The sequence below is a fragment of the Massilia sp. YIM B02769 genome (genome assembly GCF_030411995.1).
In the GTDB taxonomy this organism is placed as follows: domain Bacteria; phylum Pseudomonadota; class Gammaproteobacteria; order Burkholderiales; family Burkholderiaceae_D; genus Telluria.
Genome location: NZ_JASNRC010000012.1, coordinates 33,030 through 58,526, shown reverse-complemented (window position 1 = coordinate 58,526; position 25,497 = coordinate 33,030). Strand labels below are relative to the sequence as shown.

At 64.7% G+C, this 25,497-nt stretch carries 21 protein-coding genes; 14 read left to right on the top strand and 7 right to left on the bottom strand.

All coding sequences use genetic code 11. The features are described from left to right. Positions 1-94: 94 nt before the first annotated feature. On the top strand, positions 95-1,048 hold the full coding sequence (locus QPK31_RS19490; protein WP_290424546.1) for an MBL fold metallo-hydrolase: 954 nt from the start codon (positions 95-97) through the stop codon (positions 1,046-1,048). Between the two features lie 198 nt (positions 1,049-1,246). On the opposite strand, the gene QPK31_RS19485 is transcribed toward QPK31_RS19490, so the two are convergent. Beyond that, a complete protein-coding gene (locus QPK31_RS19485) occupies positions 1,247-3,712 on the bottom strand; it encodes an ATP-binding protein (RefSeq protein WP_290424545.1) in 2,466 nt (821 codons plus the stop codon). Positions 3,713-3,827: 115 nt separating this feature from the next. Next, positions 3,828-4,436: an oligoribonuclease gene (gene orn / locus QPK31_RS19480; protein ID WP_290424544.1), complete on the bottom strand. Its 609-nt coding sequence runs from the start codon at positions 4,434-4,436 to the stop codon at positions 3,828-3,830. A 48-nt stretch (positions 4,437-4,484) separates the two neighbouring features. Between orn and QPK31_RS19475 the strand changes: the two genes are divergently transcribed. From QPK31_RS19475 to QPK31_RS19455, 5 genes are all read left to right on the top strand, one after another. Beyond that, complete coding sequence (locus QPK31_RS19475) at positions 4,485-5,762, top strand: M48 family metallopeptidase (RefSeq protein WP_290424543.1); 1,278 nt, start codon at positions 4,485-4,487, stop codon at positions 5,760-5,762. Beyond that, positions 5,759-6,088 (top strand): 4a-hydroxytetrahydrobiopterin dehydratase, encoded by a 330-nt coding sequence (locus QPK31_RS19470; protein WP_290424542.1) that lies wholly within the window; start codon positions 5,759-5,761, stop codon positions 6,086-6,088. The genes QPK31_RS19475 and QPK31_RS19470 overlap by 4 nt, the downstream gene beginning before the upstream one ends. Next, positions 6,085-6,972 (top strand): ribosome small subunit-dependent GTPase A, encoded by an 888-nt coding sequence (gene rsgA / locus QPK31_RS19465; protein ID WP_290424541.1) that lies wholly within the window; start codon positions 6,085-6,087, stop codon positions 6,970-6,972. Before QPK31_RS19470 ends, rsgA begins: the two co-directional genes overlap by 4 nt. Before the next feature lie 205 nt (positions 6,973-7,177). After that, complete coding sequence (argF, locus tag QPK31_RS19460; RefSeq protein ID WP_290424540.1) at positions 7,178-8,104, top strand: ornithine carbamoyltransferase; 927 nt, start codon at positions 7,178-7,180, stop codon at positions 8,102-8,104. A 130-nt stretch (positions 8,105-8,234) separates the two neighbouring features. Further along, positions 8,235-9,467, top strand: a complete 1,233-nt coding sequence (locus tag QPK31_RS19455; protein WP_290424539.1) for an argininosuccinate synthase — start codon at positions 8,235-8,237, stop codon at positions 9,465-9,467. A 189-nt stretch (positions 9,468-9,656) separates the two neighbouring features. Here the strand turns inward: QPK31_RS19455 and QPK31_RS19450 are convergent, their stop codons facing one another. Then, entirely contained in the window at positions 9,657-10,382 is a 726-nt protein-coding gene (locus tag QPK31_RS19450) for an SDR family oxidoreductase (RefSeq protein ID WP_290424538.1), read from the bottom strand. Positions 10,383-10,530: 148 nt separating this feature from the next. Here QPK31_RS19450 and QPK31_RS19445 point away from each other — a divergent pair, with 148 nt between their 5' ends. After that, on the top strand, positions 10,531-11,520 hold the full coding sequence (locus QPK31_RS19445; protein WP_290424537.1) for a diguanylate cyclase: 990 nt from the start codon (positions 10,531-10,533) through the stop codon (positions 11,518-11,520). Positions 11,521-11,607: 87 nt separating this feature from the next. Here QPK31_RS19445 and murB read toward each other — a convergent pair whose 3' ends face one another. Then, entirely contained in the window at positions 11,608-12,636 is a 1,029-nt protein-coding gene (gene murB, locus QPK31_RS19440; RefSeq protein ID WP_290424536.1) for a UDP-N-acetylmuramate dehydrogenase, read from the bottom strand. A gap of 138 nt (positions 12,637-12,774) precedes the next feature. Between murB and QPK31_RS19435 the strand changes: the two genes are divergently transcribed. The 3 genes from QPK31_RS19435 to QPK31_RS19425 all read left to right on the top strand — a co-directional run bounded on the left by QPK31_RS19435 (position 12,775) and on the right by QPK31_RS19425 (position 17,237). Next, positions 12,775-13,260, top strand: a complete 486-nt coding sequence (locus QPK31_RS19435; RefSeq protein WP_290424535.1) for a YajQ family cyclic di-GMP-binding protein — start codon at positions 12,775-12,777, stop codon at positions 13,258-13,260. A gap of 162 nt (positions 13,261-13,422) precedes the next feature. Next, positions 13,423-14,688 (top strand): nitronate monooxygenase, encoded by a 1,266-nt coding sequence (locus tag QPK31_RS19430; RefSeq protein ID WP_229439437.1) that lies wholly within the window; start codon positions 13,423-13,425, stop codon positions 14,686-14,688. A gap of 143 nt (positions 14,689-14,831) precedes the next feature. Further along, on the top strand, positions 14,832-17,237 hold the full coding sequence (locus QPK31_RS19425; protein WP_290424534.1) for an EAL domain-containing protein: 2,406 nt from the start codon (positions 14,832-14,834) through the stop codon (positions 17,235-17,237). Between the two features lie 310 nt (positions 17,238-17,547). Here QPK31_RS19425 and QPK31_RS19420 read toward each other — a convergent pair whose 3' ends face one another. Further along, complete coding sequence (locus QPK31_RS19420) at positions 17,548-18,486, bottom strand: exopolyphosphatase (RefSeq protein ID WP_290424533.1); 939 nt, start codon at positions 18,484-18,486, stop codon at positions 17,548-17,550. A gap of 321 nt (positions 18,487-18,807) precedes the next feature. On the opposite strand from QPK31_RS19420, the gene QPK31_RS19415 reads away from it, so the two are divergent. The 4 genes from QPK31_RS19415 (at position 18,808) to QPK31_RS19400 (ending at position 23,423) form a co-directional block, all read left to right on the top strand. Beyond that, positions 18,808-20,076 carry a sensor histidine kinase gene (locus QPK31_RS19415; protein ID WP_290424664.1) on the top strand — a complete coding sequence of 423 codons (1,269 nt, stop codon included), beginning with the start codon at positions 18,808-18,810 and terminating at the stop codon, positions 20,074-20,076. Between the two features lie 81 nt (positions 20,077-20,157). Beyond that, positions 20,158-20,919, top strand: a complete 762-nt coding sequence (locus QPK31_RS19410) for a LytTR family DNA-binding domain-containing protein (protein WP_290424532.1) — start codon at positions 20,158-20,160, stop codon at positions 20,917-20,919. 195 nt (positions 20,920-21,114) lie between these two features. Next, positions 21,115-22,266: a PAS domain-containing sensor histidine kinase gene (locus QPK31_RS19405; protein ID WP_290424531.1), complete on the top strand. Its 1,152-nt coding sequence runs from the start codon at positions 21,115-21,117 to the stop codon at positions 22,264-22,266. Positions 22,267-22,409: 143 nt separating this feature from the next. Further along, complete coding sequence (locus QPK31_RS19400; RefSeq protein WP_290424530.1) at positions 22,410-23,423, top strand: porin; 1,014 nt, start codon at positions 22,410-22,412, stop codon at positions 23,421-23,423. 439 nt (positions 23,424-23,862) lie between these two features. On the opposite strand, the gene QPK31_RS19395 is transcribed toward QPK31_RS19400, so the two are convergent. Beyond that, entirely contained in the window at positions 23,863-24,507 is a 645-nt protein-coding gene (locus QPK31_RS19395) for a class I SAM-dependent methyltransferase (protein ID WP_290424529.1), read from the bottom strand. Positions 24,508-24,527: 20 nt separating this feature from the next. Continuing rightward, entirely contained in the window at positions 24,528-25,466 is a 939-nt protein-coding gene (locus QPK31_RS19390) for a CysB family HTH-type transcriptional regulator (protein WP_290424528.1), read from the bottom strand. Between the last annotated feature and the right edge of the window lie 31 nt (positions 25,467-25,497).

Genomic DNA, 25,497 nt, shown 5'->3' with positions numbered 1-25,497 from the left:
GGGCGACCGTGGGGTCGCCCAGCGGTTCTCCAGTGCTTGATGTACGATGCGCAATGTTGTTTTTTTGCGCAAACCGCCTCACTCCGGAGAACCCATGAACAAGACCGTCCTGCGCGCGCTGGCCGCTGCCTGCGCTGCCGCCTGCATCGCCGCCCCTTCCTTCGCCGCCGCCCCGATGGCGAAGACCCCTGCCCCCGGCTATTTCCGCGTCATGCTGGGCCAGTTCGAGATCACGCCGCTGTCCGACGGCACCGTCGACCTGCCGGTCGACAAGCTGCTGAGCGACAAGGCCGAGAAGACCCAAGCCACGCTGGCGAAGTCCTTCCTGAAAGCCCCGCTCGAAACCTCGGACAACGCCTTCCTGGTCAACACCGGCAAGAAGCTGATCCTGGTCGACACCGGCGCCGGCGTGCTGTTCGGGCCGACGCTGGGCAAACTGCTGGCCAACATGAAGGCGGCCGGCTACACGCCGGAACAGGTCGACGAGGTCTACCTGACCCACTTCCACAGCGACCACCTGGGCGGCTTGACGAGCTCGGCAAAACCGGCCTTCCCGAACGCCATCGTGCGCGCATCGAAGCTTGAGGCGGACCACTGGCTGAGCCAGGCCAACATGGACAAGGCGCCGGCCGACGGCAAGGACACGTTCAAGAATGCGATGGCGGCGCTCGATCCCTATATCAAGGCGGGCAAATTCAAGACCTTCGAGGGCGATGTCGAGGTGTCGCAGGGTTTCCGTTCGCTGGGCGGGCATGGGCACACGCCGGGGCACACCACCTTCGTCGTCGAGAGCGGCGGGCAAAAGATGATGCTGATCGGCGACCTGATCCACGTGGCGGCGGTGCAGTTCGAGAACCCGGCGGTGACGATCGGCTTCGATGGCGACCAGAAGGCGGCCTCGGCGGCGCGCAAGAAGCTGTTCGACATGGCGGCCAGGGAGGGTTCGCTGATCGGCGGCGCGCATTTGCAGTTCCCGGGGCTGGGGCATGTGCGTACCGAGGGCAAGGGGTATCGGTTTGTGCCGGTGAATTACACGCAGATGCGTTGATGTGTCGATGCGTTGACCGATAGCGGCGCGTGCGTGGCTAGTTAGCCGCTATCGACCGACGCGTGGGCACGGGGCGCCCACCCTACGGTATCAGAAGTTGTTGGCCCATACATACGTAGGGTGGGGCAAATGATGCTGGGGGCATCATTTGCGTGCCCACGCGGTGCTTGTTAGCCGGACCAGGGCCGCAAACGGTGATTAAGCCAGCGCGCCATGCACGCCGGCCAGCAACTCCGCCAGCTGGTCGAAATCCACCGGCTTGACCAGGTGGTGCCGGAAGCCCGCCTCGCGCGCGGCGCGCTTGTCCTGCTCCTGCCCGTAACCCGACACCGCAATCAGCACGCTGCCAGCCGTTTCGGGCTGGGCATGCAGGCGCCGCGCCAGTTCGTTGCCGTCGATCTCGGGCAGGCCGATGTCGAGCAGGAAGACGTCGGGCGGCGCGGTGCGGGCGCGCTCCAGGGCGCGCCGCGAATCGTGCTCGACTTCCACCTCGTGCCCGGCCGCGTCGAGCAGCATCGACAGCGTTTCGGCGGCGTCGACGTTGTCGTCCACCACCATCACTTTCAGGCGCCCGCCCGATACAGCCTTGTCAGCAGCAAGCGGTTCGACCGGCGCCGCCGGCGCGACCAGCGGCAGCCTCACCGTAAAGGTACTGCCCCGCCCCGGCCCCGGACTGGCGCAGCCGACCGTCCCGCCATGCAGCTCGACCAGGTTGCGCACCAGCGCCAGCCCCAGTCCGAGGCCGCCCTGCGAGCGGTCGCTGGAACGCTTGGCCTGGGCGAACAGATCGAAGGCGCGCTCGGTCAGCTCCGGCTCCATGCCGATGCCTTCATCGCACACGGCCAGTTCCAGCATGCCGTCCTGATGCCGCACTTCGATGTCGATGGCGCATTCCTCGGGCGTGTACTTGACGGCGTTGTTCAGCAGATTCGCCAGCACCTGTACCAGGCGCGCGCGATCGCCCTCCACGCTCAGCGGCACGACCGGCAGGTGCACGCCCAGGGCCTGGCGCCGCGCCAGCAGCAGCGGGCGCACCTGTTCCACGGCTTCGTCGACGATGGCGCGCACATCCAGCACCGCCTTGTCGAGCACGATCAGGCCGCGCGTCACGCGCGACACGTCAAGCAAATCGTCGACCAGGCGCGTCATGTGCTTCACCTGACGCCCGATGATGGCGCTGCTCTGGCGCACCCGGGTTTCGTTCAGCATGCCCATGTCGAGCAGCATGGCGGCCGACTTGATCGGCGCCAGCGGGTTGCGCAACTCGTGGGCGAGCATGGCCAGGAATTCGTCCTTGCGCTGGTCGGCCGCCTTCAGCTTTTCCTCTACCGCCTTGCGGTCGGTGATGTCGCGGAAGAAGATCGCGATGCCGCCGTCCTGCACCGGAAAGGCGCGGATCTCGGTCCAGCCGGAACGCCCGCCCACCGGCGCCAGCTGGTATTCGATCTGGCCGGCGCGGCGCTCGGCCATCACCCGATGCAGCATGGCGCCGGTGTCGGTGCCCTCCACTTCGGGGAACAGTTCCCAATGGTCGCGGCCGATCACCTGGTCGATCGTCAGGTGGCAGATGCGCAGGCCCTCGGCATTCATCTGCAGCAGCTTCCAGTCGCGGTCGAGCAGGCCGAAGCCCTCGCCGATGGTGTCGAAGATGGTGCGGCTGCGGTCGCGCTCGGCGCGCAGCGCGGCCTGGGTGCGCGCGCCGTCGAGCGCGGTCCAGGTGCGCTCGGCGGTGTCGCGCGTGAAGCGCAATTCGTCGTCGTTCCAGCGGTACGGTTCGTTGCGGTTGATGCTGAGGAAAGCCGACAGGCGGCCGGCGCGCACCAGCGGCACCGTCACCACCGAGCCGATGGCCTCCCGGGTGTAGCGTCCCGGCCAGCTGGCGGTGCGCGGGTCGTGCAGGATGTCCTCGATCACCACCAGCTCGCCGGCGCGCAGGGCGGCGCCGATCCCGGGGCCGAAGTCGTCGAGCCGGTAGCGCGCCTGCGACAGGCCTTCCATGCCCTCGCGCAGCCATTGGCTGGCCACCGTGAACACCGCGCCGTCTTCCTCGACCTCGCCGTACAGCACGCGCGCCAGGCGCAATTCTTCTCCCAGCAGCGCGCTGGCCGTGGCCAGCACTTCGGACGGCAGGTGCAGCGGACGCAGGGCATCGGACAGCTTCAGTTCGAGGGCGGAACGGCGTTCGGCGCGCAGGCGCTCGGTGGTTTCCACGGCGGTGCAGTACATGCCGGCCACGCGTCCGGCGCCGTCGTGCAGCGGAGAATACGAGAACGTGAAATAGGCCGGCTGGGTGGCGCCATCGCGCACGATCGGTATTTCCAGGTCGGCGAAGTGGACGCGCTTGCCGGACAGGGCGCGGTCGATGATCGGCACCAGCTGCGGCCAGGCGTCGGACCAGACGCGCTGGAAGGGTTCGCCGAGTGCTGCCGGATGGCGTTCGCCGAGCATCGCGACATAGGCGTCGTTGTAGAGCATGCGCAGGTCCGAACCCCAGGCGATGAACATCGGCAACGCCGAGTCGAGCGCCATCGCGACCGCGGTCGCCAGTTGGGGCGGCCAGTCGTCGGGATGTCCAAGGGGAGACTCCCGCCAGTCGTGTGCGCCGATCAGGGCGCGCAGGCTGGCGGGGGGCGCATCATGTGCGCCGCGCAAGAATCCGTGCATGTTGCCATTTTCCCATAATGGTCTTTGGCATGTAGCACGAATGTACCGGCATCCGACCGTCGCAGCCGGCGCGGTACAGTTTGCGCATCACAGTTTGCGCGTTACAGCTTGCGCATCACAGCTTAATGAAGTGCTCGCGGTAGTACTTCAGTTCCTCGACCGATTCGATGATGTCGGCCAGGGCGGTGTGCTTCTGGTGCTTCTTGAAGCCCGAGGCCAGCTCCGGCTTCCAGCGGCGGCACAGTTCCTTCAGGGTCGAGACGTCCAGGTTACGGTAGTGGAAGAAGGCTTCCAGCTTCGGCATGCCGCGCGCCATGAAGCGGCGGTCCTGGCAGATGGAGTTGCCGCACATCGGCGACTTGTTCGCCGGGACGTACTGCTTCAGCCAGGCGATCAGCTGGGCTTCGGCATCGGCTTCGGTGACGGTCGAGGCCTTCACGCGGTCGATCAGGCCCGACTTGCCGTGGGTGCCCTTGTTCCAGTTGTCCATCTTGTCCAGGGTGGCGTCGGACTGGTGGATGGCGAACACCGGGCCTTCGGCGATCACGTTCAGGTCGGCATCGGTGACGACGACGGCCACTTCGATGATGCGGTCGTTGTCCGGATCGAGGCCGGTCATTTCCATGTCGACCCAGACCAGGTTCATGTCGTTGCGGACGGGGGCGGGTGCTGCAGCGCCAGCGGCTGTGCTTTCGGCTGCGGTGGATTCGGTGGCTTGTGACATAATTCTCTCTTTGCCTTAAACAATCCTGCATTTTCTCACAGGCACAGAATGTCTTCACTTGCGTTTTCGGTCTTGTTCGTCGTTTTCTTCGTGCTGACGCTCGGCCTGCGCTTCTGGCTGGCCAACCGCCAGATCCGCCACGTGCTGCGCAAGCGCAGTGCCGTGCCGGCCGAATTCGCGCCGAAGGTCTCGCTGGAGACGCACCAGAAGGCGGCCGACTACACGGTGGCCAAAACCCGCTTCGGCATCGTTGCCCTGCTGTGGGGCGGCCTGGTGCTGATCGGCTTCACCCTGCTGGGCGGGCTGCAGGCCATTTCCAGCGCCCTGCTGCCGGTGGCCGGCCCGGGGATGCACCATCAGATCCTGCTGGTGGTCGCGTTCGCCGCCATCTCCGGTGTGCTCGACCTGCCCTTCGATTACTACCGCCAGTTCGTGCTGGAACAGCGCTTCGGCTTCAACAAGATGACGCCCGGTTTGTGGATCGCCGACATGGTGAAGGGCACCCTGGTCGGCGCCGTGATCGGCCTGCCGCTGGTGTGGGTGGTGCTGAAACTCATGGAGACCACCGGCTCGCTGTGGTGGTTCTGGGCCTGGTGCGTGTGGAGCGGCTTCCAGTTGCTGATGATGGTCCTGTACCCGACCGTCATCGCGCCGATCTTCAACAAGTTCACGCCGCTCGACGACGCCAGTCTCAAGACCCGCATCGAAGGCCTGATGGCGCGCGTGGGGTTCGCTTCGAAAGGCCTGTTCGTGATGGACGGCAGCCGCCGCAGCGCCCACGGCAACGCCTACTTTTCCGGCTTTGGCGCGGCCAAGCGCATCGTCTTCTTCGATACCTTGATCGAGCGCCTGGCGCCACAGGAAATCGAGGCCGTGCTGGCCCACGAACTCGGTCACTTCAAGCTGCGCCACATCGTCAAGCGCATCGTGGTGATGTTCGCGCTGTCGCTGGCCTTCCTCGCCCTGCTCGGCTACCTGAAGGAGCAGAGCTGGTTCTACACCGGCCTGGGCGTGACGCCCATGCTGGGCGCGCCGAACGACGCCATGGCCCTGCTGCTGTTCATGCTGGTGCTGCCGATCTTTACGTTTGTGCTCGGCCCTTTGAGCGCGATCACCTCGCGCAAGCACGAGTTCGAGGCGGATGCCTTTGCGGCAAAGCACAGCAGTGCGGATGACCTGGTCTCGGCCCTGGTCAAGATGTACGAGGACAACGCCTCGACCCTGACGCCGGACCCGCTGCACTCTGCCTTCTACGATTCGCATCCGCCGGCGTCGGTGCGGATTGCGCACTTGAATGCCGCCCATCTCAACGCGGCGGCCGCATGAAGCTGATCGACCGGCATTGCAGCCATGGCGCGCCGGAACTCGATCCGGCGGCGCTCGAGGCGCACCTGGCCGCGCTGCCGGACTGGCGCCTGGTTGGCAACCGCATCGAGCGCGAATACGCCTTTACCGATTACCACGAGACCATCGGCTTCGTCGATGCACTGGCCGCGATGATCCACGAACAGGACCACCACCCCGAACTGCGCGTGCGCTACCGCCACTGCCTGGTCGCCTTTACCACCCATTCGGCCGGCAACGCCGTGTCGATGAATGACTTTATCTGCGCTGCGAAAGCCGACGCAATCTACGAGGAACGCCGCGCATGAGCATGACCGGTACCATCATCGCGGCCCACGGCCGCCACTACCTGGCCGATGTCGACGGCGCCAAATTCCAGTGCGTCACGCGCGGCAAGAAGACCAACGTGGCGGTCGGCGACGTGGTCCATTTGAAGCAGACCTCGAACGACCAGGCCGTGATCGAGGAAATCGCCGAGCGCACCACCCTGATCTACCGCTCCGACCAGTACAAATCGAAGCTGCTGGCGGCAAACATCTCGCGCCTGTTCATCGTCGTGGCGACGGAGCCGAGCTTCGCCGACGACCTGGTGTCGCGCGCGCTGGTGGCAGCGGAAGCGGCGGGCATCGAGGCCCACCTCATCCTGAACAAGACCGACGTCGTCGACCTGCTGCCGCGTGCGCGCGAACGCGCCGCCGTGTATGGGGCGCTGGGTTATCCGGTACACGAAGTCTCGGCGCGCGCGAATCCGGAACACGCGCTGGCCGTGCTGCAGCCGCTGCTGGCCGGGCAGTCGTCGATCTTCATCGGCCAGTCGGGCATGGGCAAGTCCTCGCTGATCAATTTGCTGGTGCCGGACGCCGACATCGCGGTGCGCGAAATCTCCTCGGCACTGGACACCGGCAAGCACACCACCACCTTTACCCGCCTGTACTGGCTGCCGGGCGGCGCGGCGATCATCGATTCGCCGGGCTTCCAGGAGTTCGGGCTGTACCACCTGAGCGAAGGCATGCTGGAGCGGGCGTTCGTCGAGTTCAAGCCGTATCTCGGCGGCTGCAAGTACTACAACTGCCGCCACCTGGCCGAGCCGCAATGTGCGGTACTGGACGCGGTGGCGGCCGGGAAGATCGCGAAGCACCGGCATGAGCTGTATGGGCAGCTGCTGCACGAGTCGGCGCAGACGCTGTATTAAGTAGGGTGGACGGCTCGTAATCCAGTCCCCCGGACTGGGTTACTCCACGCGTTGATTACTGCCGGTTCCGATTTCGGGCTCGATGGACTTGAAGCCAACTATCGACGCGTCGACGGCGCAGCCGTCCACCCTACGTGTTTCACCGGTCCCCACAAAAAACAAAAGCCCTTATAATCGAAGGGATAACAGACAAGCGAACAACGATATGCCAGGCTCCAAACCGATCAAGCACTTCCTGCAGTTCTCCGACTTCACGCTCGACGAGTTCAATTATGTGATCGAGCGCGCGACCGTCATCAAGCGCAAGTTCAAGGCCTACGAGGTCTACCACCCGCTGGTCGACCGCACGCTGGTGATGGTGTTCGAGAAGAGTTCGACCCGCACGCGCCTGAGTTTCGAGGCCGGCATGCACCAGCTCGGCGGCGCCGCGATCTACCTGAACACCCGCGACAGCCAACTGGGCCGCGGCGAGCCGGTGGAAGACGCCGGCCAGGTGATGAGCCGCATGTGCGACATCATCATGGTGCGCACCTTCGGCCAGGACATCATTGAGCGCTTCGCCGCGCACTCGCGCGTCCCGGTGATCAACGGCCTGACCAACGAACACCATCCTTGCCAGGTGCTGGCCGACATCTTCACCTTCCACGAGCACCGCGGCGCCATCACCGGCAAAACCGTGGCCTGGATCGGCGACGCCAACAACATGCTGTACTCCTGGCTGCAGGCGGCCGAGGTGTTCGGCTTCCACCTGAACATCGCGACGCCAAAGGGCTACGACCTCGACCCGAGCCTGGTGAGCACCACCCGCTACACCCTGTTCGACAACCCGGCGGACGCCTGCGAAGGCGCGCACCTGGTCAGCACGGATGTCTGGACCAGCATGGGCTTCGAGAAGGAAAACGCCGAGCGCCTGAAAGCCTTCGACGGCTTCATCGTGGATGCCGCCAAGATGGCGCGCGCCACGCCGGACGCCCTGTTCATGCACTGCCTGCCGGCCCACCGCGGCGAGGAAGTCGCGGCCGAAGTCATCGACGGCCCGCAGTCGGTGGTCTGGGACGAGGCCGAGAACCGCCTGCACGTGCAGAAGGCGCTGATCGAGTACCTGCTGCTCGGCCGCATCGAAGACAAGTAAAATACACAGGTTTTTTAAGCAGCACCCTTTGAAAGCACCACCCTTTGTTTGATCGTCGGCTGCCCTTCCTGCCCCAGCAGGAAGGGCGGGCCGGCTGACCGACCTCCCCCTCCCTCGACACTGGAACACCATGAGCGACATCAAAAAAGTAGTTCTCGCCTACTCCGGCGGCCTCGACACCTCCGTCATCCTGAAATGGCTGCAAGATAATTACGGCTGCGAGATCGTCACCTTCACCGCCGACCTCGGCCAGGGCGAAGAACTCGAACCGGCACGCGCCAAGGCGATCAAGTTCGGCATCAAGCCGGAAAACATCTACATCGACGACGTGCGCGAGGAATTCGTGCGCGACTTCGTGTACCCGATGTTCCGCGCGAACACCGTCTACGAAGGCGAATACCTGCTCGGCACCTCGATCGCGCGTCCGCTGATCGCGAAACGCCTGATCGAGATCGCCAACTCCACCGGTGCCGACGCCATCTCGCACGGCGCCACCGGCAAGGGCAACGACCAGGTGCGCTTCGAACTCGGCGCCTACGCGCTGAAACCGGACGTCAAGATCATCGCTCCGTGGCGTGAATGGGACCTGCTGTCGCGCGAGAAGCTGCTGAAGTACGCGGAAGACGCCGGCATCGCGGTGGACATGAAGCACAAGAACGGCGGCGCGCCTTACTCGATGGATGCCAACCTGCTGCACATCAGTTTTGAGGGCCGGCATCTGGAAAACCCGAGCGCCGAAGCCGAGGAATCGATGTGGCGCTGGACGGTGTCGCCGGAGCAGGCGCCGAACGAAGCCGAGTACCTCGACATCGAATACGAAAAGGGCGACATCGTGGCCCTGAACGGCAAGCGCATGTCGCCGGCCGAAGTGCTGACGGAGCTGAACCGCCTGGGCGGCAAGCACGGCATCGGCCGCCTCGACCTGGTGGAAAATCGCTACGTCGGCATGAAGTCGCGCGGCTGCTACGAAACCCCGGGCGGCACCATCATGCTGCGCGCCCACCGCGCGATCGAGTCGATCACCCTCGACCGCGAAGTGGCGCACCTGAAGGACGATTTGATGCCGCGCTACGCGTCGCTGATCTACAGCGGCTACTGGTGGGCGCCGGAACGCGTCGCGCTGCAGACGCTGATCGACCACACCCAGCAGACCGTCAACGGCTGGGTGCGCGTGAAGCTCTACAAGGGCAACGTGATCGTGGTGTCGCGCGATTCGAAGACCGATTCGCTGTTCGACATGAACATCGCCACGTTCGATGAAGACGGCGGCGCCTACAACCAGGCGGATGCGGGAGGCTTCATCAAGCTGAACGCGCTGCGCATGCGCATCGCGGCGAAGGCACGCGCAAAACGCGGCCAGTAAGCCGTTCCTGGCTGAGTCGGAAAGCCGCCTGCGGGCGGCTTTTTTGTTGGCCGATGATGTGCCGATTCCGTAGGGTGGGTTCTCGAACCCACCATCCGCAGCTGCCACGTGCCGCAGCCGATGGCGGGCTGCGCATCGGCACGGCGGGTGGGTTCGAGAACCCACCCTACACGGCCCGGCCAGCGTGCATCACACCTCGCGCAAATCCGCCACCGCCACGCTGCCGAAATCATCGGCCAGCAAATACGCCACCAGCTTGCGCGCACAATCCTCGGGCGAGCTCAAACCGCCCCCCTCCTTCAATTGCACGAAGCGCTCGCGCAGCGGGAAGCGCGCTTCGCTGCTGGCGCGGATCTCGGCCTGCATGCCGGTGTCGATCACGCCCGGCGCCAGGCTGCACACACGCACCGTGGCGTCGCCGTCAAGCAGCACCGCTTCGGCGTGGCGGTCGAGCGCGGCCTTGGTGGCGCAGTACACGCTCCAGCCGGGATAGGCAGAACGCCCCGCTCCGCTCGACACGTGCAGGATGCGCCGTTCGGCGCCCGCCGTGGCCTGCACCACGCTGGCGGCCAGCGCCAGCGGCGCCGCCACGTTCAGGGTCGCGGCGCGGATCGCCTGCACCGGGTCCTGCTCGGCCAGCGGCCCCACCGGCCACACCACGCCGGCATTGTTCACCAACAGGGCGGTGCCGCAGCCGGCCAGCCAGGCGCCCGCGTCTCCGCGCCCCAGCCAGGCGGCGAGCGCCGCGCTGTCCGACAAATCGAGCTCGATCTCGGTGAGCAGGCCGGGATAGCGCGCGGCGGCCTCGGGCGCGCGGCCACGGGCCAGACCGAGCACGGGAATGCCGCGCGCCAGCAATTCCTCGGTGATGGCGGCGCCCAGGCCTTTTGTATGTCCGGTAACGATGGCTTTCATGCGGTTCTCCGATGTGATCAACCACGCAAGCATAGTCGATCGCGCAGCCGCCTGCACTGTTGGGCCAAACCGACGCCGGGGCCGCATGGAGAACCAAATGTAAGTGCCGCAGGGTAAAATGCACTTTCCCTGATTACCCCTGCCATCGATGATCTCCGACAGCGAATTTCCTACCCAGGTTCCATGCCGCGTGCTGCTGGTCGGCCCGGCGTCGCCCATTGCCGCCGCGCTGCGCGAAACGCTGCTTGGCGTGGACGATGTCGAGTTGCATGAGGCGGAGGCGGCCGATGCCCTGGAGCGCGCCGCCGCCCTGGCGCCGGCGGTCGTGCTGCATGCGCTGGCGGGTTACGACGATGGCGGCCGTTTCGTGCACACCTGCCGCAGCGGCGATGTGCTGAAGGACGTGCCCTTGCTGGTGATCGCGCCGCAGGCCGATGGCGCAGGCCGCGACGCCGCCTTTGCCGCCGGCGCCACGGATTACCTGTCGCACCTGCCCGCACGGACCGAGCTGCTGGCGCGCGTGCGCTACCATGCCGCCGCCCACCTGGCGCGGCAGCAGCGCGACGTCGCCGTCTGCCGCCTGCGCACCACCGAGTCGACGCTGGCCAAGGTGCAGGTCGAGATCGAACAACTGGCCGGGCTCGACGCCCTGACCGGCGTGGCCAGCCGCAGCCGCTTCGAGCACGTGGCCCTGAACGAATGGCAGCGTGCGCGCCGCAACGGCCAGCCGCTGTCGGTGCTGATCTGCGATGTCGACCATTTCGAGCAGTTCAACGAACGTCTCGGCCACGATGCCGGCGACCTGTGCCTGAAAAAGCTGGCGGGCCTCCTGACCGGCCAGCTGAAGCGCCCGTCCGACCTGGCGGCGCGCTACGGCGGCAAGGCCTTTGCCATCATGCTGCCCGACACCAGCCTGGATGGCGCGGTGCGCGTGGCCGAGGCCTGCCGCGCCTCGCTGGAGCGCCTGGCATTGTCGCACCCGTCGCCGGAGCGGCGCGTGGTGACGATGTCGATCGGCGTGGCGTCGAGCGTGCCGGCGGAGGATGCCGGACTGGAGACCCTGCTCGAACGCGCGGACGAGGCGCTGGAGGCCGCCAAGGCGCGTGGGCGGAACCGGGTGATGGCGCTGCGCGGCTGATGCGGTTTTACGTAGGGTGGGTTCTCGAACCCACCTTGCCGAGCGCGATCAGTTGCACCGGTGGGTTCGAGAACCCACCCTACCCCCTTATATGAATACCGGCTCGGGTTCCAGCGCCACCCCGAACTTCTCCAGCACATCCGCCTGGATCGCCTGCGCCAGCGCCAGCACCTCGGCTCCGCTGGCGCCGCCGGTATTCACCAGCACCAGCGCCTGCTTCGGGTACACCCCGGCCGCGCCCATGTTCTTTCCTTTCCACCCGCACTGGTCGATCAGCCAGCCGGCCGCCAGCTTCTCGCTGCCATCGGCCTGCGCGTGGTGCACCAGCGCCGGGAAGCGCGCCAGCAGCGCGGCGCACTGCCCTGCCGTGACCACCGGATTCTTGAAAAAGCTGCCGGCATTGCCGATCTCGGCCGGATCGGGCAGCTTGCGGCGGCGGATCGCCACTACCGCGTCGCTGACCTGGCGCGGCGTCGGCGCCTGCATGCCACTGTCCTGGAGCGCGTGCGCCAGCTCCGCATAGCGCAGGTTCGGCTGCCAGGCGCGCGGCAAGGCGAAGGTCACGTCGAGCACCACCAGGTTCGCGCCATCGGCATGCTTGAACACGCTGTCGCGGTAGCCGAAACGGCAATCGGCCGCGCCCATGGTGCGCCGCTCGCCGGTCGCCAGGTCGCAGGCCGTGAGCGAATGGAACACATCCTTGATTTCCAGGCCATACGCCCCGATGTTCTGGATCGGCGCGGCGCCCACGGTGCCGGGAATCAGCGACAGGTTTTCCAGCCCGCCCAGCCCCTGCGCCAGGGTGTACTCGACAAAGCCATGCCAGTGTTCGCCGGCGCCGGCGCGCACCAGCACGGCGCCGCCCTCTTCGCCCACGATCTCGCGCCCGGGAATCGCCATGTGCAGCACCAGGGCAGCGACGTTGCGCGTGAGCAGGACGTTGCTGCCGCCGCCGAGCACGAAGCGCGGCAGGCCGGCCAGCGCGGCGTCGGTGCGCAGGCAATCGAGCTGGGCCGGATCGGTGACGCGCAGGTAGCGGCGCGCCAGGGCCGGCAGGCCGAAGGTGTTGAATGGCTGGAGCGAAACGTCGTGTTCGACAGGGAGTTCAGGTGACATGAGGCACTGGGGGACGAGGCTGGAATCCGAGCGATTATAGAGGGAAGGCGCTGCTGCAAGGCAAAAACCATCCTCGCGGGAGGGCTTGTCCGTTAAAATACCGCCACTTACAAATACAGCAGCTATAAGGAAAACACCATGCCATCGTTTGATGTCGTCTGCGAAGCAGACATGGTCGAAGTTAAGAATGCCGTCGAGCAATCGAACAAGGAAATCACCACCCGCTTCGACTTCAAGGGCAGCTCGGCCAAGGTCGACCAGAAGGAACGCGAACTGACCCTGTTCGCCGACGCCGACTTCCAGCTCGGCCAGGTACGCGATGTGCTCATCAATAAAATGAGCAAGCGCAAGGTCGACGTGCGTTTCCTCGACGAGCAGAAGGTCGAGAAAATCGGCGGCGACAAGGTCAAGCAGGTGATCAAGGTACGCAACGGCATCGAGTCCGAGGACGCGAAGAAGATCACCAAGCTGATCAAGGAAAGCAAGATGAAGGTCCAGGCCAGCATCCAGGGCGAGGCCGTGCGCGTGACCGGCAAGGACCGCGACATCCTGCAGGAAGCCATCGCCCTGCTGCGCAAGGACGTGCAGGACCTGCCGCTGGCGTTCAACAACTTCCGCGACTGAGCGGGCGCCCGACAGCAGCGGGACTGCGGCCAGTCGGCGCCGCAGTCCTTTCATACGCCTCACCCACAATGAGCTGGGGTAGAATTGAGGCCGCATAAACTCGTTCCGGATTTGGCGTCGCCAGATTGAACGAGCGCACATTCGGTAGTGTTAAGGATAGCAATGAAACGTGTAGATGATTTCCGCCTGCGTCTGGGCAACAAGGAATACGTGCCCATCATGATCGGCGGAATGGGTGTGGACATCTCGACCTCCGAGCTGGCGCTGGAGGCGGCGCGCCTGGGCGGCATCGGCCATATCTCGGACGCGATGGTGCAGGACGTGTCGGACCGCAAGTTCGACACCACCTTCGTCAAGGACAAGACCAAGCTCTACAAGTTCAACATCAACAACATGGACAAGGCCGTGGTCCAGTTCGACCTCGAACGCCTGGCCGAGGCGACCCGCCTGCACGTGGGCGCCACCATGGCGGCGAAAAAGGGCGATGGCCTGATCTTCGTCAACGTCATGGAAAAGCTGACCATGAACGCGCCCAAGGAAACCCTGCGCACGCGCCTGGCTTCGGCGCTGGACGCCGGCATCGACGGCATCACCATGTCGGCCGGCCTGCACCTCGGTTCGTTCGAGCTGATCAAGGACCATCCGCGCTTCCGCGAAGCCAAGCTGGGCATCATCGTGTCCTCGGTGCGCGCGTTGCAGCTGTTCCTGCGCAAGGTCGCCAAGCTGAACCGCCCGCCCGATTTCATCATCGTCGAGGGTCCCCTGGCCGGCGGCCACCTGGGCTTCGGCTTCGACTGGAAGGAATACGACCTGCACACCATCATCGATGAAATCCTCGCCTACATGCGCGCGGAAAACATCGATATTCCGCTGATCGCGGCCGGCGGCGTATTCACCGGTTCCGACGCCGTGCGCTTCCTGGAAAAAGGCGTGGGCGGCGTGCAGGTGGCGACCCGCTTCACCGTCACCCACGAGTGCGGCATGCCCGACAGCGTGAAGCAGGAATACTTCCGCGCCAGCGAAGAAGACATCATCGTCAACGGCATCTCGCCGACCGGCTATCCGATGCGCATGCTGAAGAGCACGCCGGCGATCGGTTCCGGCATCCGCCCGGGCTGCGAATCCTACGGCTACCTGCTGGACGCCACCGGCAATTGCGCCTACATCAATTCGTACAACCGCGAAGTGCTGGCCAACCCGGACGTCAAGAATCCGCCGGTGATGGACAAGACCTGCCTGTGCACGCACATGCGCAACTACAATTGCTGGACCTGCGGCCATTTTACTTACCGCCTGAAGGACACGACCCACAAGCTGGCCGATGGTTCCTACCAGATCCTGAGCGCCGAGCACGTGTTCAAGGATTACCAGTTCAGCGTGGACGACCAGGTCGCGCTGCCGGAGAAGCAGGAAAGCGCTGCCGCTTGATTACCCAAATCGGGTAGGCGAGGTTTAGAATAAGCCACGGTGAGTTCGTGGCTTTTTTATTTTTGCGCAGCAGGCGGAACTCCGGGAACGCAAGCAAACCTGGCGAGTCCAAGCATAGTCTCCCTCGATAGAAAGGCTTCTGCATGTTCATGTCCTTGCCGACCGCGAATGCCGCCTTTCTCGTCGACGAGAACGGCATCATCATGACCTGGAACGACAGCTGCGCGAACCTGCTCGGCTTCAAGCCGGCCGATGCGATCGGGCAACCCGTCGGCGCCCTGCTGGTTGGCGTCACGGCCGAGAACAAGGCCGAGCGCTGGCGCGGCATGGTGGCCGACCACGGGCGCACCAACAAGGTCGTGCTGCGCCATGCGGCTGGCAACGACGTGTATGCCCAGCTCGCGCTCTCGCCCCAGGCCAGCGCCGACGGCACCGTCCACTGCTGGGTTGCGGCCATCGACAACGTGCACGACGATGCCACGCCCGAGTCGGTCCGTGTCGGGCGCGCACCGCTGGCGGCCATCGTCGACACCCTGCCCGGCACCTTCTACGCCCTCACCCGCGAAGGCCGCTACGTGCTGTGGAACCGCAACCACGAACGCATTACCGAAATGATGCCGGACGAACTCGCGGCCGCCAACGCGGTCGAGCTGTTCGACCTGAAGACCCGTCCCCTGATCGCCGAAAGTATCCGCCGCGTCTTCGAGGACAACGAGGAAGTCGAGATCGAGGCCGACTTCACCTCGCGCAGCGGGCGCGTCACGCCGGTGCTGCTGTGCGGCTCGCGCGTCACCTGCAACGGCGGCGACTACCTGTTCGGCATGGGACTCGACCTCACCCGGCGCCGCGCCCAGGAACGCCAGCTGCGCCTGCGCGAACGCGCCCTGCATGCGGCCAGCAACGGCATCGTCATCACCCGCATCGACGGCAACGATTGCCCGATCGAATACGTCAACCCGGCCTTCGAGCGCATCAGCGGCTATCCGGCCGCCGAGGTCATCGGACGCGATTCGCGCTTCATGGCCGCGCCTGGCATGGACGGCAACGAGCGCGCCCGCATCCGCGCCGCCGTCGCCGCGCGCCAACCCGTCAACGTCGTGTTCCGCAACATGCGCAAGGATGGCGAACTGTTCTGGAACGACCTGAGCATCACGCCGGTGCTCGACGAGCAAGGCCAGGCCACGCATTTCATCGGCGTCATCCTCGACGTCACCGCCACCAAGCAGCGCACCGCCCACCTCGAGCACGAAGTCAACCACGACGCCCTGACGGGCCTGGCCAACCGCAACCTGCTGTGGGACCGGCTGGAACACGCGCTGCACCTGGCGCAGCGCCAGAAGTCGCTGGTGGCCACCGTGCTGATCGACCTGAACAATTTCAAGTCCATCAACGACACCCACGGCCACGAAGCCGGCGACGTCGTCCTGAAGGTCGTGGCCAAGCGCCTGCTGGCCTCGGTGCGCGACAGCGACACGGTGGCGCGCCTGTCCGGCGACGAGTTCGTGCTGGTGCTGGTCAACCAGCCCTCGCTGCGCTTTACCCTGCGCATGATCGAGCGCCTGCGCCAGGGCCTGACCCAGCCGGTGTCCTTCATGCACAAGGAAATCGCGGTCGGCGCCAGCCTGGGCGTGTCGGTCTATCCGCACGACGGCCACACCGCCGCCGAACTGGTGCGCTCGGCCGACGTGGCGATGTACCACGCCAAGGCCACCGGCCGCAACGAGATCTACTTCTTCTCCAGCGACATGAAGAACACCACCGACGCGCGCCAGCAGCTCGACGCCGGCATGGCCCAGGCGATCGAACGGGGCGAACTCTTCATGCTGTACCAGCCCTGCATCGACGCGCGCAGCGGCACCGTGAAAAGCTTCGAGGCCCTGCTGCGCTGGCGCCATCCCGAGCGCGGCGTGCTGCTGCCGTCGGCCTTCCTGCTCGAGGCAGAGGAAAACGGCCGCATCGTCCAGTTCGGCGCCTGGGTGCTGGACCAGGTCTGCGCTTTCTTGCGCGAACTGAAGACACTCGGCGTGACCGGCGTGCCGGTGTCGGTGAACGTGTCGGCGCGCGAGTATGTGCAGCAGGATTTCGTCGCCAACATCGCCAAGCGCCTGGCCCAGCACGGCCTGGCGCCTGACAGCCTGCAGATCGAGCTGCGCGAGGAAGCGCTGATCCGCAACCCGGGCCAGGTGCGCGACCTCGCTGGGCAATTGCGCGAGCTGGGGCTGACCCTGTCGGTGGACGAATTCGGCCACGGCATGAGCGACCTCGGCTTCCTGCGCGAGCTATCGGTGGGGCAGCTGAAACTCTCGAAGCAGGCCGTGCACGCGATTGCCGAAAACGAGGACGCGCGCGAAGGCAATGTCATGGCGCGCACGCTGATCGACATCGGCCACAACCTCAGGATGCCGGTGATCGGGGAAGCGGTTGAGACGCGCTCGCAGATGGAATTTCTCAAGGCGCAAGGCTGCGAGGGCTTGCAGGGAGCCTGGCTGGGCGAGCCGATGGAGGCGGAGGCGGCGCGCGAGCTGGTGCGGGACCGGATGCCGGCGTGAGGTGGGAAATCTGCATCCGCCTGTCAATCGGTATCGCAGCACATAGGCGACACGCATTCTGAGCCTGGATGCTTCCCGTACGGTGGGCACTCGGTGCCCACGCGGTTACGTGTCCATCTACTTCCGTTGGCGGTGACGTGTCGCTCGCTGGCGTATGCAAAAATCCCGCGACCGCGACAAAACGCTTTTGATGCGTTATCGGCCATCGCATACGGTTACGAGCGAACGTTCGACGCCCCAGGCAAAAGCACACGCCCGTAACCGCGTGGGCACAGCGTGCCCACCGTACGGTCGAGGCCGCAGGCCGGCGTTATCCTTCGCTAGTGATCCGGTGAACCAAGGCTCCCAGCACATCCTCCGCCATCTCGTTCGCCACCTGGCAGGTCCCCGCATTCTCGTGCCCGCCACCGCCATACTCGAGCATCAGCGCCCCGATATTCGTCTTCGAGGTGCGATTCAGGATCGACTTCCCGGTCGCGAACACCGTATTCTGGTTCTTCAATCCGCACAGCACGTGGATCGAAATATTCGTCTCCGGGAACAGCGCATAGATGATGAACCGGTTCCCCGCGAAAATCGTCTCTTCATTGCGCAGGTCGAGCACCACCAGGTTGCGCTCGACCCGCGCGCAGCGGCGGATCTGTTCCTTGCAGCGCTCGCTGTGCTCGAAGTACAGCCGGGTGCGCTCATGGACGTCGGCCAGCGCCATGATCTGCTCGATGTTCAGGGTGCGGCAGGCGTCGATCAGCGCCATCATGAGCTGGTAGTTCGAGATGCGGAAATCGTGGAAGCGTCCTAGCCCGGTGCGCGCATCCATCAGGAAATTGAGCAGGTTCCAGCCGGCCGGCTCCAGGATCTCGCTGCGGCTGAAGCGTGCGGCGTCGGCCTTGTCGACCGCCGTCATCATCTCGCTCCAGCTCGCCGGAAACACCCGGGTGCCGCCGTAATGGTCCCAGACCACGCGCGCCGCCGAGGGGGCGTCCGGCTGGATCACGTGGTTGGCGCGCGGTCCGGTATTGCGCATCGTTTCCGACAGGTGGTGGTCGAACACCAGGTGCGCGCCCGCCACATACGGCAGGTTGGTGGTGATGTCGCGGCTGGTGATGGCGATCTTCCCGTCCTGCATGTCTTTCGGGTGGACGAACAGGATGTCGTCGATCAAGTCCAGGTGCTTGAGCAGGACGGCGCAGACCAGGCCGTCGAAATCGCTGCGGGTGACAAGGCGAAATTGTGCAGGAACGGCAGACATCGGCTTACCCTTTCATCGGACGAATAATGGGCTGGCGCGGCCAGAAGTAAATCCATCATACCGCGCAAAGTTTCCGAATAACAGTTTTTATATGTACTATTGGCAACTTACAACGCCATGGCTGGAGCGCGCCTGCAGCCTGTTGCCCGCTTTGTGCAGACTGTCGCACAGGCGACGCCCGGCGCGGTCTTCCGCACTAGAGTTGTGGCATTCCAACACTGCGAGGCCAGTGGCGTTGACTTCCAGGCAGCGTTTTTCGGCATCCGGCACCGGCAACGCGGTACACTCGCACCCGCAATGACACCTGACAAACACCTGACCATGCAAGCGCGCAGCTCTGCCCATTATTATTTTTCCGGCACCTTGTCGTGGCTGTACCGCGCCTTCGACAGCGTCGCGACCTGGGTGACGCAACTGTCGTGGTGGAAGTTTTTCCTGTTCGCGGCGCTGATGCTGATTGCCGGCACCATCCTGCAAGAAGAACTGTTTTCCGGCGGCGACGAAGAGCCGCGCCTCGAGCGTGGCGAGCGCAAGGAACGGGCAAGCATCACCATCGACGACAGCGGCATACGCTTCAATTCGCGCAACAAGAATCCGCCGGCCGCACCTGCTGTGCCGGCTGCCCCCGGTGCACCGGATGCGCCAGCTGTTCCCGGAACGCCAGGCGTGACCGGAACGCCATCTGCGCCTTCCACTCCCGAACTCAGCCTGCCGAAAGGCGTACACCCGAACGGCGACTCGGTCCACATCGAACTGCCGCCGCAGATCGCTGAGGAATTGTCGGTGGCGATCGAAGGCGCGGTGGATGACGCCGCCGAAGCGAAGGTGTCGCGTTATCACAAGCAGGCCTCGACCTGGTTCACCAGCTTCGTCTGGCTGCTGGTCCTGGCCCTGTTCGGCACCAAGGCCCTGGTCGGTGGCAAGAAGCGCGCGGAACTCCAGACCCGCACCGCGAACGCCGCCGCCGAGCGCGAATCGATGCAGCGCCAGCTCTCGGAAACGAAGATGCAGATGATGCAGGCCCAGGTCGAGCCGCACTTCCTGTTCAACACCCTGGCCTCGGTCGAGCACCTGATCGAAACCAATCCGCCGCGCGCCTCGGCCATGCAGCGCAGCCTGATCCAGTACCTGCGCGCGGTGCTGCCGCAGATGCGCGACAACATCCTGGTGACCAACCTCGGCCGCGAAGTCGACATGGTGACGGCCTACCTGAACCTGCTCAAGATGCGCATGGAGGAACGCCTCACCGTCGACATGCAGATCCCGGAAGGCCTGCGCAATGCCGCCTTCCCGCCGATGATGCTGCAGTCCATGGTCGAGAATGCGATCAAGCACGGTCTGGAATGCAAGCCCGAAGGCGGCACCCTGAAGATTGTCGCCGACGTCGCCGACGGCAAGCTGCGCCTGACCGTCACCGACGACGGCGTCGGCTTCGGCGTGGTGCCGAGTAATGGCACCGGCCTGGGCCTGCCGACCATCCGCGAACGCCTGCGCCTGCTGCATGGCGATGCCGGGCAATTGCACATCGCATCGAACAGCCCGAGCGGGGTGATTGCCATGGTCGAGGTGCCTTACCAGGTGTCGCGCTGAGCTGGGGCAAGGATGCCTTGCCTGCCGCGCTGTTTTCTTGAATAATTGTCACTCTCTTTCCCTTACCGACCGGACCACGCCATGCCTACCGCAATCATTGCCGACGACGAAAGACTGATGCGCGACCAGCTGCGCATGCGCCTGGAACAGGTGTGGCCGGAACTCGAGATCGTGGGCGAAGCGAAGAACGGCGAGGAAGCCGTCGAGCTGGTCGGCCAGCACCGGCCCGACCTCACCTTCCTCGACATCCGCATGCCCGGCAAGACCGGCATGGAAGCGGCGCGCGAAATCGGCGACCGCAGCCAGATCGTGTTCGTCACCGCCTACGACCAGTACGCGGTCGAGGCCTTCGAGCGCGGCGCGGTCGACTACGTGCTGAAACCGTCCGAGCCGGAGCGCCTGAAGGTGACGGTCGAGCGCCTGAAGGCACGGCTGGACAAGCCGGGTGCGGTGGTGAACGACAGCGTCACCGCCATGCTCTCGCAGCTGGCGGAAAAGATCGCGGCGCCCAAGCCGAAGCACCTGCAATGGATCCAGGCCAGCATCGGCTCGGACCTGCGCATGATTCCGGTCGAGGAAATCCTGTTTTTCCGTTCCGACGAAAAATATACCTGCGTTCAGACCGAGAAGTTCGAGGCCCTGATCCGCAAGCCGGTGCGCGACCTGGCGGACGAACTCGATCCTTCGCTGTTCTGGCAAATCCACCGCGCCACGCTGGTGAACGTGAATGCGATCGAAGGCGTGACGCGCGATATCCGTGGTCGGCACCTGGTGCTGGTCAAGGGGCGCCCGGAAAAGCTGGAAGTCAGCCGCAGTTTCCTGCATTTGTTCAAGCAGATGTAGTTCCGGTGGGTTCAAGAACCCACCCTACAAGCCAACGGTAGGGTGGGTTCTCGAACCCACCATCTTCCGCCACACACCGCCACGCCTTCCCCGCGTGCTTGTCGCCCCTCAAGCCTGCCCGTCGGTTCGCGCCTTATCGTAGCGATTGGCCCGCGTCGCGGACCGCTACGTTTCATTCCAATGCAGGAAATGTCCATGACTCTAAAGCGCAACCCGCGCCGGCGCGGGCGCGGCGCGGCACTGTTCGCGCTCGGCCTGCTCGGCGGGCACCTGGTTGCCCGCCTGAACACCGACGGCCAGGCCGATGCGCCGACCCGGCACAGCCGCCGCATCGTCGACAATGCCGGCGAAGCCATCATCTCGGCCGACGAATTCAGTCGCGTGGTGCTGGCCAACCCGGCCGCGGCCGCCATGTTCGGGGTCAGCGTTGCGCAGATGCTGGGCCAGCCGCTGGCGCGCTTCATCCGCGCGCCGGCCAATGCCGGCCATAGTCTGCTCGACCACTTCCAGGGCGGGCGCGCCGGGCGCCGCTCCACCGACTACGCCGGGGTCGGCATCCGCCCGAACGGCAGCTTCCCGATCGAAGGCTCGATCACCGATGCCTTCCAGGACGGCGTCACCCTGTACACCATCATCCTGCGCGACGTGTCCGAGCGCCAGCGCGTGCAAGAGAAGCTGGCGCGCTCGCACGACCAGCTGCGCCAGCTCTCGGCGGCCCTGCAAACGATACGCGAAGAAGAACGCACCCATATCGCGCGCGAACTGCACGACGACCTCGGGCAACTGCTGGCCTCGCTGCGCATGGACCTGACCCTGCTGCGCCAGGCGCGCGCCGGGAGCGAGGACACCACGCGCCTGATCGCCGGCATGGACGACAACCTGCTAACCGCCATCACCTCCCTGCGCCGCATCGCCACCAACCTGAGGCCGCGCGCCCTCGACGAAGGCGGGCTGTATTTCGCCTTGCAGGGACTGCGCGACGATTTCGTCGAGCGCCACGGCATCGCATGCGAGCTCCTGGCCGACGAAGCCGAGCTGCGCCTTGCCGACGGGGCCAGCACGGCGGTTTTCCGTATCGTGCAGGAAGCATTGACCAACGTGGCGCGCCATGCCAAGGCGACGTACGTGATCCTGACGCTCTACCGCAGCAACGGCGAACTGCTGGTCACGATCCGCGATAACGGCCGCGGCATCGTCGACGCCGACATGGAAAAGGCGGAATCGCTCGGCCTCGTCGGCATGCGTGAGCGGGTCTGGGGGCTGGGAGGCGAGATCAGCATCGGCAGCGATAACGGTTTCGGCACCCGTATCGACGTTGTCCTGCCGATTGCCGGGCATACGGTGTAAACCGTTCTTGTCAATGCCGCATTTTTACAACGGTGACATGTCTGCCTGTCATCAAATCGACATATTGTTCCGATAAGATTCGCTCGACCTTGAGTTTGCCGCAAGCCAACTCAATCCTTCGTCGAACCTTATTGGAGATCTTCATGCAATACAAAGCCCTGGCCGCAGCGCTGATCACGTCCCTCCCGCTGTTCGCGCATGCGCAGAGCAACGTCACCATTTATGGCGTCATGGACGCGGCCATCGCTGTCGAAGACACCGACGCGCCGGGCGAATCGCGCCGCACCGTCATCAACTCGGGCAACCAGTCGAGCAGCCGTATCGGCTTCCGCGGTACCGAAGACCTGGGCAATGGCCTGAAAGCCATCTTCAACATCGAATCGGGCGTGCGCCTCGACACCGGCGCCGCCGACACCGAACTGTTCGGCCGCCGCGCCGTGGTCGGCCTGCAAGGCGCCTTCGGCCAAGTGACCGTGGGCCGCGAATACAGCCCGATCGCCTCGGTCGCCGCCGCCACCGACGCATTCGGCCAGGGCTTCTACGGCAGCAACCTGTCGTCCTTCGGCTCCGGCAAACTGACCCGCCGCCTGGCCAACTCGGTCAACTACAAGAGCAACCCGATGGGCGGCTTCAGCGTACTGGCCGCCTACTCGGCCGGCGAGCGCACCACCGATCCGTCGGCCGACCTGTGGGGCGTGGCCGTCGAATACGCGAACGGCGGCCTGTACCTGGGCGCCGGTTACCACAACTACGAGCGCCTGGCGACCGGCGACGACAAGGAATACGCCTTCGGCGCCGGCTTCAAGTTCGGCGACTTCGACCTGAAGGGTAACTACCTGGTGGCCGACCAGACCGGCAACAACAACAAGTTCGAGCAGATCAACGTCGGTGGCGTGTACACCATGGGCGCGAACAAGTTCTACGCCAACGTGCAGCGCAACGAAATCGACAACGGCGCCAAGGGCAATGCCTGGGCAGTGGCCTACAGCTACGCGCTGTCGAAGCGCACCAACGTCTACACGACCTACGGCACCATGCGCAACAACGACCGCGGCGTATTCGGCCTGAACGCCTCGACCCCGAGCATCGTTCCTGCAGCCACCGCCCTGGGCACCGATCCAAGCGCCTTCACCCTGGGTATTCGTCACACCTTCTAAGCCGGTACAGGCTGCCGCTTCAGGCGCGTGGGGCTATAGTGTGGGCTCTGGCCCCGCGCACCTGGGTGGAGTGGTACTTGTACCCACCACTGCGGCTTGAAACGACAAGGCCGATGATCTCGCAGCGATGCGATGATCATCGGCCTTTTTTCTGGCCGCGTGCCGAAACGTGGCCATGGTGGGGTCGAGACCCCACCCTAGGCTGGTTTCAACCGGCAAGTAAGAATTTGGACGTCTGCCGGTCCACCCTACTCCGTTGGTCACGTATCCATACGCTAACCCGGTAGGGTGGGTTCTTGAACCCACCAATGCCCCAAAGTACAAAGCACAAAGGCCGATGATCTCGCAGGAATGCGATGATCATCGGCCTTTTCTTGGTCACGTGGCGACACCCAAGCGGTGGTGGGTACAAGCCGCACGCGGACCGACCCACCCTACATTACTTCAGGCGGCAGGTCAGGATCCAGAAGAACTCGACACGCTCGATCTTGATTTCCTTGCCGATGTTGCCGATCCGCTTGCGCAGGGCGCTGTCCGACGGGTAGCTCTTCGGCAGCTCGAAGCGCTCGCCGTCGAGCGTCTGGATTTCCCAGGTCGTGCCCTCGGCATCGGTGCGCGCCGTGGTTTCGCTGAAGCCTTCGACGAAGGATTCGTCCAGGATCACCAGCAGCACATCCTTGCCCAGGCGCTTTTTCAGCGTCGCCAGCAATTTCTCCTGCTCGCCCTTGGTCAGGTGCGACCACAGGAAGCTGACCAGCACCGCCGAGAATTTTCCGATGTCTTCCGGCAGGTCGAGCGCATCGGCCACGCGGAAGCTGACCTTGTCGGCCGGCATGCCGCGCTCGCGGGCGATATCGACGAGGTTGGCATTGATGTCCAGCGCCACGACCGCTTGCGCCGACTCGGCCACGACTTCGGTCCAGTAGCCGGTGCCGCAGCCCAGTTCCAGCACGGTGTGGCCGGCCAGCAGGTTGCCGAGGTGGATGCTCATGTCGTCGATGTCCTCGTCCATGTCGGGCTCGAGGTAGATGTCTTCGACGGCTTCGCCCAGCTGGGCATAGTATTTGGCTAATGTAGTGCTCATTTCCTGGTGCTCAAGTTTTCTTACAGTTCGTAGTTTTCGCCGCCGCGCATGGCGGCTTCGACCATCTTGCGGTTCAGGCTGGGGGCCAGCAGCTCGATGAAGGTATAAATATAGCTGCGCAGGTAGGCGCCCTGCTTCACCGCCACGCGCGAGACGTTCATGCCGAACAAGTGGCCGACGGGAATCGCGCGCAAATTGCGGTCGCGTTCCGCATCGAAGGCCATGCCGGCGATGATGCCCACGCCCATGCCGAGTTCGACATAGGTCTTGATGACGTCGGCGTCGATGGCTTCCAGCAGCACGTCAGGCTTCAGTTCGCGCAGGTTGAAGGCGTGGTCGATCTTGCTGCGGCCGGCAAAGGCGCCGTCGTAGGTAATCAAGGGATACGTGGCAATTTCTTCCAGCGACACCGCCTTCGAGCGCAGCAGCTCGTGTTCCGGCGGCAGCACCAGCACATGTTCCCACTGGTAGCACGGCAAGGTGATCAGGCCGTCGATGGCGGCGATCGACTCGGTGGCGATCGCCAGGTCGGCCTGGCCATTCTTGACCATGTCGGCGATCTGCTTCGGGTTGCCCTGCAACAGCGACAGGCGCACCTTCGGGAACTTGGCCATGAAGGCCTGCACCACCTTCGGCAGCATGTAGCGCGCTTGCGTGTGGGTGGTGGCGATGGTGAAGCTGCCGCTGTCGTGGGCCGCGTATTCCTTGCCGATCCGCTTCAGGCTTTCGATTTCTTGCATGATCAGCTCGACCGACTCCAGCACCAGGCGGCCCGGTTCCGTCAGGCCGCGGATGCGCTTGCCGTGGCGCGTGAAGATGTCGACGCCCAGCTCTTCCTCGAGCTCGATGATGGCCTTCGACACCCCGGGTTGCGAAGTGAACAAGGCCTTTGCCGCATCGGTCAGGTTGTAGTTCTGGCGCACGGCTTCGCGTACGAAGCGCAATTGATGAAGGTTCATTCCTGTTGTTATCTAGTTGGTAAACGCCAGC